Source organism: Propionivibrio sp. (assembly GCF_016790145.1).
Lineage (GTDB): Bacteria > Pseudomonadota > Gammaproteobacteria > Burkholderiales > Rhodocyclaceae > Propionivibrio.
This window is the reverse complement of record NZ_JAEUOI010000131.1, coordinates 1-10869: the sequence shown is the minus strand read 5'-3', so window position 1 is coordinate 10869 and position 10869 is coordinate 1. Positions and strand designations below refer to the sequence as shown.

The window sequence follows — 10869 nt, the reverse complement described above, 5'->3', positions numbered from 1 at the left end:
TCGATCAGGTGACCCAGCCCGATGATGATCAGCAGCGCATTCTCGATTTGCTGGGCGTTAAGCTCTAATCCCCCTGTAGCCACTCTGATGAAACAGTAAAATCGTCGTAAACCCTGCGGTACCAAAGGGTTTGGCTTGTCGGGGTAAACAAAGCACGCTTTATGTGGTCGGCGCTACGACGGTCTATGTTTGCTGCGCCATGATCCTGCTACTGGCGTGCACGCTCACGCTGACCGTACGCTACCACCAACGGCGATCAACCTCAGAGGCCACGTGGCGTACCGTGTTTGCTGGCGTGACCTATGTCTGGCAGCGCAAGTTGTTGCTCGGTGCCATTTCGCTTGACCTGTTTGCCGTGCTGCTGGGCGGTGCAACCGCACTGTTGCCGATCTTTGCGCGGGATATCTTGCAAACGGGCCCCGTGGGTCTGGGGTTGCTGCGTTCCGCGCCTGCGGTCGGTGCGCTCACCATGTCCCTGGTGCTCACGCGCTGGCCGCTCCAGCGGCACGTCGGGCGTCGGATGTTGGCGGCTGTCGGCGTGTTCGGCGTGGCGACCATCGTATTCGGTTTTTCCACACACTTTGGATTGTCGCTGGTTGCGCTGGTGATAACCGGAGCCGCCGACAACGTTAGCGTGGTGACTCGCCAGACGCTAATGCAACTGGAAACACCGGACGAGATGCGTGGCCGGGTTGCGGCGGTCAATTCGATCTTCATCGGGGCGTCCAATCAGCTTGGCGAATTCGAATCGGGTGCCACCGCGGCGTTGTTTGGCCCCGTCGGTTCGGTGGTACTCGGGGGCATCGGCACCCTGCTGGTCGCCGTTACATGGCGACATCTTTTTCCTGCGCTGGCAAAGCGAGATCGCATGGTTTGATGCCCTATCAGCGCAAATACAAGCCAACGACAGGTAACGCTCTCTTTGGGTCAATGGCTGCTTCGCCGCAGAGAACGAAACCAATCCAAAATGCAGGAGAAAACACTGACGGGTCAGGGCGGAAAGTGATGATTCCCTGAAAACACCGATACCAGAAAGCGGAATGTTATTAGATCACCCTGCGGCAGGTTTGCTGAACGATCGCTGCATACACCCTGGCGGCCATGGGCCTGCGACACTTTCGTTTCCTTACACGCATCAGTCGGTTGCCTCCCCACCACCTCAACGGGTCTCCCGTGCCGCATGATCTTTCGGCTTCTCCTTTCGTGATCCGAGGCTACGTTCAGGTTCACTTACGTTGCGGCCTTCAGCTTTGCCCTTGGAGTGCTTGCACGCTGCGATTACTGAACCGCCGCTTCCTGGTTTTAAAAAAGCATACGGACAACTCCTTTAAGGAGACTTTAGCCCGCCGGTTATACCGCCAAGCACGGCGAATGGTCGTCTAGGCTCTCTTTCACCAAATGTTCCCGGCCCCTGGCGTGTAGCTCGACGCTACCACCGAATTTGCGATCAGCGTATCGCATTCCACAACGCCAGAGAACTTCGCCATCCCCGCATCGATCTCGACCCTGCCCGCCGAGACCTTGACCATGCCAGCGGTCACGTCTACTCCTGCCGACGCCGCGATCTTGATGTTGCTCGTAGTCAGTTTGATCGAATTGCCGTTCGAATCCTCGATCGTCACCTCGCCGGGGCCGTCCTGAAGCACGATTTTCTGACCTCCCGGCGTTTCCACCTGGAAGCGCTCGGCGCCGCCCTGATCGTCGAGCGTGATCGTGACGCCGTTGCGTGACCGGATCACCTTGAGATCATTGTTACCCGCGCCGTCCATGGACTGAGGCGGCGCATCCCGGCCATTCCAGAGGGATCCGATGACGATGGGGCAACGCGGGTCGCCTGCGACGAACGCGACCAGTATCTCGTCGTCCACATCCGGAATGAGCCACGTACCGCGGTTGTTGCCCGCCATCGGCACGGCAAGGCGCGCCCATGTTTCGTAGCGCCCTGCGTTCCCACCCTCAGCCCATGGCAGACTGACCTTGACGCGGCCTTGCGCATCGGGGTCTTTCACGTCGATGACGATCCCGGAATAGACACCGAAGAGCAGGGCTTTGGGCAAGGCGGGGCGAGCATGGGGCATGGCGATTCCTCGGGTGAGTTGAGTTTTGTTACGGGGCGCCCAACCAGGGGCGTTCGACGGTGAACTCGGTGCGACAGCCCCGTGTAAGATCAAAACGGTGCGTAACGGTCTCGATGCGATAGAGTCCGCTGAAAAGCGGTCCCACGCCACGGATGTCCACGCGCCGGCCTGGAAGGACCTGGCGCGCGTCGGCAAGATGCGCGATACCCGTTAGAAATTCGCGTGCGCGGTCGGCAAACGCAGCACGCGCAACTGACTCGACCTCGGTCGCAGATCCCAAGGCAGGCTCCGCAAGGCGACGTTCCGCAGATCCGAATATCGACTCGCGAATCCAGGCGCCGGCGCATCCCGTCGCAGGAATCTCGCTTGTGAGCACCGTCTGGTCTGCCGAACTCGACAGCGACTCCTTCGCCGCGATATCCCACCCGCGCGCCCTTGCCGCGGTCGATTGCCTCCGCACATCGGCGCGTACGCAGAACTCGGTCAGATTGCCACCGTAATTGAGCAGGATCGCCGCCTCGCGACCACCCGGCTCGTGCACGGCACATAAGCGCCCGCGTGTGTCGATCCAGCAATATGCACCGATTGCTGCGAGCCGCGCACGGATAAACTCCAGATCCGATTCGCCGGCCTGAGCGATAACCCTGCGGCTGGGACCGGTCAATCTAAGCTGTGTGCTCAAGCCGTATTCGGACGCGACGCGTCGCACGACGTCCGCGTCGGACATGTCGGAGAACGTTCGAAATCCGTTGTGCTCCGCCAGGTCGGCAAGCGCATCCCCAGCGACGATCCGGATCACGGGAGGGGAGCCTTCGGGGAACCCGCCTTCGAGGGTCGCGATGCGGCCATGGAACAGGTCGGCCTCCCCGAACGCAACGGTGAAGCCTTTCCCGAAATCCAGTGTCACGCGCCCAAAATGGAGGTACCCGACACCAGTCGGGGTCGGGCCCCAGTTCGAGAATGTCGCGGTGCAACTCGATGGCGTAGTTCGACGATGCTCGATGACGCAATCGATCATTCCCGCCAGCAGGTCGGGGACCTCGAGACCGTCGACCTTTACCTTGAGCTGCCCGGCGAGGGCGACGCCGCCCGAGGCCATTACTGCATCGGGCTTTGCCCGGAAAGTGCCCGTCGTCGTCGAAGAAGCAAGTCGGGCCATGAGAACGGTCTCCGGAGAAGGGAAGGGCAGTTGTCGTTGTCCTGCGCTTTACCGCGAAGACGTGGAGGGCGATGCAGGAAAGCCCGAACTTCCCGAAACGGTACACGACTGATGGATTTGCGCGCCGTGCCACGGTCTGCTCGTACCGATCAAAGGATAGGAAATTCAATAGCCTTCCATGGAAGTATCCGGAACCGTTGAGTCGTTGTCAATTGTCGATCTGACGTTCGAATGCCCTAAGACCCCCCATCAAAGCTCCTTCGAAAAGTTGGAGTAATCGTTACGGGGGCTATCATGCGACGGTTTATGTCGATTGCGCAGTCCCCGGTAGGATGATTAGCGGTCAGGGATTTAATAGCTGCTTCTGGGAGGGGCATTTCTGAGCACGGAATTACTGGCTGGACAAGCGAATGAGCTTTTGCGGTGATGGGTTGGTCTTTGCCGCAGGGTACCCCCGTAGTGCTCGATGCCGTCGAAGACAGCCCGCCGCCCTGCGGCCGGTGCCGTGGCTACATTTACGCTGCCGTCATGGGGTTTGGTGAATGGAACCCCTGAGAAGAATACTGGCGCATGTTTTGTGGCCGGCCGGGATCTCGGCAGGGTGATCAATGAAAAAACGGATAAAATGTTATTCATGACACGCTCCGACATCATCGCCGCGCTCGCTGTTCGCTTTCCCCATCTGACGCCGAAGGATGCCGAAATCTCGGTCAAAGAGATCCTTGATGCCATCGGCCATTCCCTGGCACAAGGTGATCGCTTCGAGATCCGCGGTTTCGGAAGCTTTGGCTTGAATTTCCGTCCGGCACGAACCGGCCGGAATCCGAAAAGCGGAAAGGCCGTTCGGGTTGTCCCGAAACATGTTCCTCATTTCAAGGCGGGTAAGGAATTGCGGGAGCGGGTCAATGCGTCCGATCAGGTTAAGCCGATTCGGCAGGTTGTGTGATCGGTGCAACTTCCAGTCATCGGGGAGTACAATTCACAGCTCTCCCTTGACTTGGAGCGTAAACATGTCGACCAAACCAAAAGCCAATAGTGCACCGAAGCTTTTTCTGACGAGCGGGAAAAGTGCTCTCGCACACCGGACAAAGCTTGGTATCAGCCAGTCCGATTTTTGGAAACGCGTTTCGGTGACGCAATCGGGCGGTTCCCGCTATGAAAACGGACGCAACATTCCGAGCACGGTGCAACTCGTTCTGCACCTCACCTACGCCTCGGAGGAACAAGCCCAGGCGATGCTGAGCCAACTTCGTAAGCCCAATACGGCAGATTAGCCACAGTTTGTAGCTCGCCTTGAGTGCTTTGGTCGTTGGCGGCGCTACTCTTGCCTCGGGACGTGTGCATGCTCGGTGCCACTCGTATGGACGTGACTCGAACCAACCTCCAGCAAACCGTCTGAGTGCCTGAGCACACCGAAACGGTATGACCGAGCACGAATCGGACGAACGAGGCGAAACGCAAACTGCTCAGGGGAGTCCGGGTCATCCCCGAAAGATCGAGATTCAAATTCAACGTGGGAACTTGCCGATGGGGCCAAGGGGAAGGGCAGGATAGTGCTCAAGTTTCTAAAGTGGTTATTTCTTGTTGCTTGAGCTGGCGACCCTCACTGTCACCCCCATCTTTACCCGCAACATGATTCACCAATCCGATGGCCCGGACCAGGGCAGCCCTGTTCTGGATTCCGATATATCGGTCCGCTTGATTGAAAAATTGACGGAGGGAATTTCCCTCATCCTGATTTGGACTGCGCTTCTCTTGGATGAGCCCCATTAGGGACATCTGAGCCACTTCGAACTGGTGCAGTACATGAGAATTGTTTTGCAGATACGCCAACGCAAAAGCAATATTAAAAATTCCCATCACCGAATACATGTAATCCAACACCGCCGGCTGGGTCAATACCATTTCCAGGTGCAAGCGCGATCCAAGCATAAGATCGGTATGCTCGTACGGGTGAAACCGAACCGAGTCAGGACGGGAGATTCGTTTGCATCTCTTGCGCATGGTCAGATAGGTTTCACATTTTTGTTGTGGTCTTCAAGTTTTTGTTCACGAATACCGGTAGGCCGGAGGTTATCCATGCCAACTTTACACAGGGGCCACTGAGCCGGGATTGTACGCCAAACCCCTTCTATGCAAAATGCGTTTTACGCCTTTGTGGTAATGAACGACTGCTTCGGTGTGAAGACCAGCCATTGACAAACATCCCGAACTAAACGGCTGGTTTTCCAAAACATTGTGGGCCGGATTCACCCCAAACGGCTTAAGGTCATGAATTGCCGAATGGCGGCAACATGCGTCGATACAGTCGCTACTTCGACGGGGACAATACAAAGCGTGCCACACTGTATCTCACTCCTCAGTGTGCGTGATCCCGGTGATGGGCATCGGGAAAGTGAGCGTGTGCATGAACTTGGGGGGCGTGTCTATGACGATGCGTGTGCTTTGCACCCGAGACAACAGGAAAATCATGAACGTGCTGATGATGCTCATCGTGCTCGTGTTCATGGCTATGCTCCATTCCCTCATGGATGTGCTTATGCTCGTGTCGCTCGGTCAGGTGCAGCCAGATGCCAATCGCCATCAGGGCGGCGGCAACAGTCAGTCGAGGGGTCAGCGGTTCTCCGCTAGCAAGCGCAATGAGGGCACCAAAGAAGGGCGCCACTGAAAAGTAAGCACCTGAACGAGCGGTGCCCAGATGGCGCATGCCGACGACAAACAAAACCAGGCTGACCCCGTAAGCGAGCAATCCAACCCCCATGGCTGCTGCCGTGGTGAGCCAATCAGGCAGACGGTCGCCCAGGGCAAAGGCGAGTACGAGATTCACGCTCCCGGCAGCCATGCCTTTTACCGCGGCAATCCATGTTGCGTCGGTTAGAGAGACCTTGTGCGTCAGATTGTTGTCGATGCCCCAGGCCAGGCAAGCCCCCAATATCGCCAAAGCGGGCAGCGCACCGGCAAACTGCGCCTCTCCCGGCCAACTCAGCACCACAGCACCTGCGGCAATTGCTGCCATGCCGAACGCTATACGGTGGTCAAAGTTCTCTTTGAAGACCACCCAGGCCAGCAATGCTGTGAAAACACCCTCTGCATTCAACAGCAGGGCTGCACCTGAGGCCGGCATGCCTGTTAGTCCAAACATCAGGAGGACCGGGCCAACTACTCCACCTGAAAGGATGGCCCCAGCCAACCAGCCCGTTTCCCCTCGCGAAAGACGGACAGGTGCGGCACGGGTGAGCACGCGCCACAGTGTCAGACCAATACCCGAGCCGAGGTAGAACAGTCCAGCCAGAAGCCAGGGATCGACATCGCGCAACAGCATTTTCGCGAGTGGCGTGCTGGCGCCAAAGAGCAGTGCTGCACCGAGCGCCGCAACCACTCCCGAGCTGAACATTTGAGTTTTACCGTTCATCGATGCCTGCCATAGTGGAGACAGGATACCCCCTGTGTCACTGAATGACAGCCAACTGGAGCGAAGCGGTCACCAATGATTCTCTATTCTGAGTGTCTTCAACGACCTCTTGAAAGCTCGGAAGCCGCTGCAGTAAGTCTTGTCGATGCAGGGCAGGCAAACGATCGGTTCGGGCATATCAAGCGCCTTGGATGCGGACACAAAGGGAATCTAGCGCGCCGTGCGCTCTAGCCACGCTTTCACTCCGGAGTGTTCGCCGACCTCCCTGAACACTCGCTTGAGTCTTGGGCAATGGTCAAACACTGTCGGTGGAACGTGATCGACCGTTCCGGACGCAAACCAACGCACGATCATGTAGAGCTTGATGTCCACAACATGCAGTGTGTCACCACCAACGAATGATTGGTCGGTCAGTTGATTTTCGACATTTGTTCCCCACGTCGGCAGATATACGCGCGCAAGTTCTTCACGTGCCGCGCGTTTTTGCGTCTCGTCGGAAATGCGCAGGCTCGGGCCCACGGTGTGGCGCAGATCTTCAACGTAGTCCATTAGCGCTTCGTGCTGAGCGGCTTCGAAATCATTCCTGGGGTGCAATCCGTGCTGTCGTCCGATATAAACGAGAATCGCGTTCGACTGTGCAAGGGGACTTTTTCCCGGAAGTTCCAGGACGGGCAAGGACCCAAATGGAGTTTGGGGCTTGAGTAGGGGCCACTCAGCAGTCGGGACGCGAACGTCGTCGAAATCGACGCCTGCGATGTGCAGAGCGATGCGGCATTCTTCACCGCGGCTGCCAGCGAAGTCAAAATAAATCAGGCGGGGCTTAGACATAAAATTGAACCTTGGTTAGGTGAAGCCAGTGAACGAATTCATGGTCGCGAACGGGTTGATCATCGGCAAAGTTTCCGCAAGAGGTGCCGGGGAATTCATTTACGGTTTGACGAACGTCTTGTTGGCCATCGATAAGGTTTTTGTGGAGGGCCACGTTGAAATAGATTACTTCCGGCACGCGTATTGAATGTGTTTCGCTAGAGTGCGGTCAAGCACTCGCACTCGGACGCTCGGCAATTCGGTCGCGCCAAGCCTGCAGATGATTCATTCCTTCCTCTGCAGGCTTGAACCGGATCAACCGGGCAAATTCGATGGAACAGAATGCCGTAATGTCAGCGATGGTGAAACGTTCGCCAGCGACATAAGAGCGTGACACGAGTAGGTCGTCCAGCCACTGCGCAATTCCCCGCATTTTCTGGCCCTGCGAGATGCCGTAATCCGGGAATTGGGGCTGCTCAAGGACGGCCAGCCCTGGATGCGTATGGCGAACACAGTTGGTAATCGTGGCAAACAGGCGCAACTCGACCTGTCTGTCGGCCATTTCGATGAAGGCTCGTTCCTCTCCATCGATGCCCATCAAATTCGGCTCCGGATACACCGACTCGAGGTAGGTGCAGATGGCCCTTGATTCGGCCAGGCAGCGTCCGTCGTCCAGTTCCAGAACAGGGACTCGCGCCATGGGATTGCGTGCCAGGAAACTGTCCTTCTTGTGCTCCCCAGAGTTCAGATCGACCACTACGCGTTCAATCGTTCGGACGCCTTTTTCAGCCAGGAACATATCCACCCGTCGCGGATTAGGCGCGCGCGCCGCCGTGTGCAGCCTCATGGTTCCTCCCCACCTATCATGTGTCTATACGCCGCCTTTTTGCGATTGCCCCATTTCGACCATCTTGCGCGCTTCTTCCGAAAACTTCTCCCCCTTGTCTTCATCTTCGCGCGAATCAAGGGTCGAAGGCGGCTTGAGAATGCCTTGCTGAACAGCGGGACGCCCGCGTATCTGCGCCAGCCAACGCTGCAAATGGGGAAATTCTTCGACTGACACCCCCGACCAGCGGTGCGTTCTGACCCAGGCCCAATTGGAGATATCGGCAATCGAGTAGTCGCCGGCAAGATATTCGCAGTCCTTGAGGTGGCCGTCGAGGACACGGAACAAGCGCGAGCATTCGCCCTGGTAGCGATCGATTGCCGGCTGAATTTTTTCCGGAAAATACCGGAAAAAAACGTTGGCCTGCCCCATCATGGGCCCAATACCGCCCATCTGGAACATCAGCCACTGCAAAACCCTTGACCGGCCCTTGGCATCGCTGGGCATCAACTGTCCGGTTTTCTCAGCCAGATAGATGAGGATCGCTCCCGACTCGAAAACCGGAAAATCGTCGGCGTCGTGGTCAATGATGGCGGGGATCCGTCCGTTCGGATTGATCGCCAGAAACCAGGGCTGCTTTTGTTCCAGCTTGCCAAGATCAAGCACCCGCAGTGTATAGGGCAGACCCAGTTCTTCCAGCGCAATGGAAGCCTTGTGCCCGTTCGGTGTTGCCGCTGAGAATAGTTCGATCATGCCGACACCTTCCTTCAGAAAATCATGTCTGGGTTTCCACGGCGTATCACCGGCAGCCACTCCTTCATAGAACGCTTCAGGTGATATTCGCCTCGCGCCAAAAATACCAGGCGACAACGCTGCGACAGGGCCACCACTCCGAACCGGGTTGCTTCAATTCCTACGGCGCTACCCTAACTTCCCGTCCGGTCACGTTGGAAAAAACGTTGCGCACACCATAGTCGTCGATGGGAAGTACGTCCAGCCTGCCCCGCAGGAAGATCAGCATCATGTGGACAGTCCCGCGCCCTACACCTCGAATCCCCTATCCACCTGGTGAGTCTGCCCGAACGAAAGCATTCGACCAAGGTCGCCGCATTCGTTGATCACCTGAGCCAGGCGTTGTCGCCAATCGATGGAATGGCTGCTAGACGACAAACAGCAGTCGCGTCGATGTCGGCGTTGTTCGGGCGGTAAATGATTGCTCATGGCCGATTGCACGCTTAGAGTCATGGTACAGCAAAGCGGCCAGCCAAACTCAGGTATGGTCAGGAACGACCCGTGCGTAGTCACACATTACGGCTCTGCTCGAAGACCAGCAAAAGCTGCGGCAAAATAGTTGGGAGCCCGTCGTACCTGCGGCGTGGGTGATGCGTTAAGGGCGAGAACATTGTAATGTGCGACGTCGTCGGGAAACAGTACCTGTGCAGGCATTTATACTGCGAAGCAGGGGGCAGCACCTCGCCTTCATCTACTACAATACGAAGAGTCACCGTCAGTCGCCGGCTGAAGAGGATAGACAAAGTTATTTCCAAGTATCGCCACCTTCCGTCCATCAGATGATACTGAGTGTGGAGAAATTGGGGCTGATTGAAAGAATCCCGGGACAGGGCCGCTCGCTCAAGCTGCTGTTGCCCAGAGAGCAGTTGCCCGACTTAATGTGAGAGCATGACAAGCTATGGGAATATCGTGCCGCATGTTTCTCCTTGATCAGGAAGACCGTCTGTATCGCCTGCCGAACGCCAAGTTCGACCAAATACTCCGAGATCCCGCAAGCTGTCGCTTCACCCGTTTTGCTGGAACTCGGGTACGAATGACCGACGTCGCTGTAGAACTCGTTGACCGTCAGCCGATTCGTGTCGTTTGGATAACGTTCGGGTTCCTCGCCTTTGATAATGACGGATACTTCGACTTCAACGCCTTTGATCGTCATCAACGCGCCCGAGCGGAGTTGGCTTTGGCTCTGACGACCACAGAGCCCAAAGGTGAAAGACTGGTTGTCGATGCAACCGATCGCTTCGTGGCACAAGGTGGGCGCTGGACACCATCCAGATCATTGCAGCGCCTTATTGACGCGGCGGCACTTGAGCAAGTGAAGTGCACCCGGCTATAGTTCGGTCGAAATCTGCCTCGTCCCTGATCAGCACGCCGCACAATAATCAGACTCCGATCAACCATGAAGGCGTCTGAGATGGAAACCGATCAATCTCAGGAATCCTGGAACAAAGGCAAACTGATTGGGCTAAAGCCACCGCACATGCTCAAGGATATCTGGGCAGCGTTACTCGCTTCTTGGCTCAGATAACTGGATCAGTTGCAGGGTGATTTATGCAGGAGCAGTTGCCATGTCGAGTGTGTTCAGATCCAATTGTGCTGCCTGGATTGCCTGCTGTGCGACCGGGCCGATAGTCTCCATCACCGGTTTTGAGGACTTGGTCTTCTCTTGTTTTTTATTGCTTTCCGCTTTCTCAAGATGGCGTTGACGATCACGCTCAGACTGCTGTTCCCGTTCCAGTCGACGCTGTTCGATAACACCATTGCAAATACGCCTGACCGTGCTGTACTGACTCTGTGT

The 10869-nt window shown here is 56.8% G+C and carries 12 protein-coding genes; 4 read left to right on the top strand and 8 right to left on the bottom strand.

The window, feature by feature from the left end; all coding sequences use genetic code 11:
- The first annotated feature begins 163 nt into the window (after positions 1-163).
- The gene (locus tag JNM42_RS11255; RefSeq protein WP_294269587.1) at positions 164-877 is read left to right on the top strand and encodes an MFS transporter; all 714 of its coding nucleotides are present in this window, start codon (positions 164-166) and stop codon (positions 875-877) included.
- 514 nt (positions 878-1391) lie between these two features.
- On the opposite strand, the gene JNM42_RS11250 is transcribed toward JNM42_RS11255, so the two are convergent.
- The gene (locus tag JNM42_RS11250; protein ID WP_294269584.1) at positions 1392-2078 is read right to left on the bottom strand and encodes a phage baseplate assembly protein V; all 687 of its coding nucleotides are present in this window, start codon (positions 2076-2078) and stop codon (positions 1392-1394) included.
- A 28-nt stretch (positions 2079-2106) separates the two neighbouring features.
- Complete coding sequence (locus JNM42_RS11245; RefSeq protein WP_294269582.1) at positions 2107-3237, bottom strand: contractile injection system protein, VgrG/Pvc8 family; 1131 nt, start codon at positions 3235-3237, stop codon at positions 2107-2109.
- A gap of 634 nt (positions 3238-3871) precedes the next feature.
- Here JNM42_RS11245 and JNM42_RS11240 point away from each other — a divergent pair.
- Both JNM42_RS11240 and JNM42_RS11235 read left to right on the top strand, forming a co-directional pair.
- Complete coding sequence (locus JNM42_RS11240) at positions 3872-4183, top strand: integration host factor subunit beta (RefSeq protein WP_294269589.1); 312 nt, start codon at positions 3872-3874, stop codon at positions 4181-4183.
- Between the two features lie 64 nt (positions 4184-4247).
- A complete protein-coding gene (locus tag JNM42_RS11235) occupies positions 4248-4511 on the top strand; it encodes a helix-turn-helix transcriptional regulator (RefSeq protein WP_294269579.1) in 264 nt (87 codons plus the stop codon).
- Positions 4512-4794: 283 nt separating this feature from the next.
- On the opposite strand, the gene JNM42_RS11230 is transcribed toward JNM42_RS11235, so the two are convergent.
- The 5 genes from JNM42_RS11230 to JNM42_RS11210 form a co-directional block, all read right to left on the bottom strand.
- Positions 4795-5154 (bottom strand): hypothetical protein, encoded by a 360-nt coding sequence (locus tag JNM42_RS11230; RefSeq protein ID WP_294269575.1) that lies wholly within the window; start codon positions 5152-5154, stop codon positions 4795-4797.
- Positions 5155-5596: 442 nt separating this feature from the next.
- Positions 5597-6649: a DMT family transporter gene (locus tag JNM42_RS11225; protein WP_294269573.1), complete on the bottom strand. Its 1053-nt coding sequence runs from the start codon at positions 6647-6649 to the stop codon at positions 5597-5599.
- 210 nt (positions 6650-6859) lie between these two features.
- Positions 6860-7477 carry a glutathione S-transferase family protein gene (locus JNM42_RS11220; RefSeq protein ID WP_294269569.1) on the bottom strand — a complete coding sequence of 206 codons (618 nt, stop codon included), beginning with the start codon at positions 7475-7477 and terminating at the stop codon, positions 6860-6862.
- 208 nt (positions 7478-7685) lie between these two features.
- The gene (locus tag JNM42_RS11215; RefSeq protein ID WP_294269566.1) at positions 7686-8303 is read right to left on the bottom strand and encodes a glutathione S-transferase family protein; all 618 of its coding nucleotides are present in this window, start codon (positions 8301-8303) and stop codon (positions 7686-7688) included.
- A gap of 24 nt (positions 8304-8327) precedes the next feature.
- Positions 8328-9035 (bottom strand): glutathione S-transferase N-terminal domain-containing protein, encoded by a 708-nt coding sequence (locus JNM42_RS11210; RefSeq protein WP_294269563.1) that lies wholly within the window; start codon positions 9033-9035, stop codon positions 8328-8330.
- Between the two features lie 955 nt (positions 9036-9990).
- On the opposite strand from JNM42_RS11210, the gene JNM42_RS11205 reads away from it, so the two are divergent.
- Entirely contained in the window at positions 9991-10407 is a 417-nt protein-coding gene (locus JNM42_RS11205; RefSeq protein ID WP_294269560.1) for a hypothetical protein, read from the top strand.
- 213 nt (positions 10408-10620) lie between these two features.
- On the opposite strand, the gene JNM42_RS11200 is transcribed toward JNM42_RS11205, so the two are convergent.
- Positions 10621-10869: hypothetical protein (locus JNM42_RS11200; RefSeq protein WP_294269558.1), on the bottom strand; the 249-nt coding region annotated here is incomplete at its 5' end.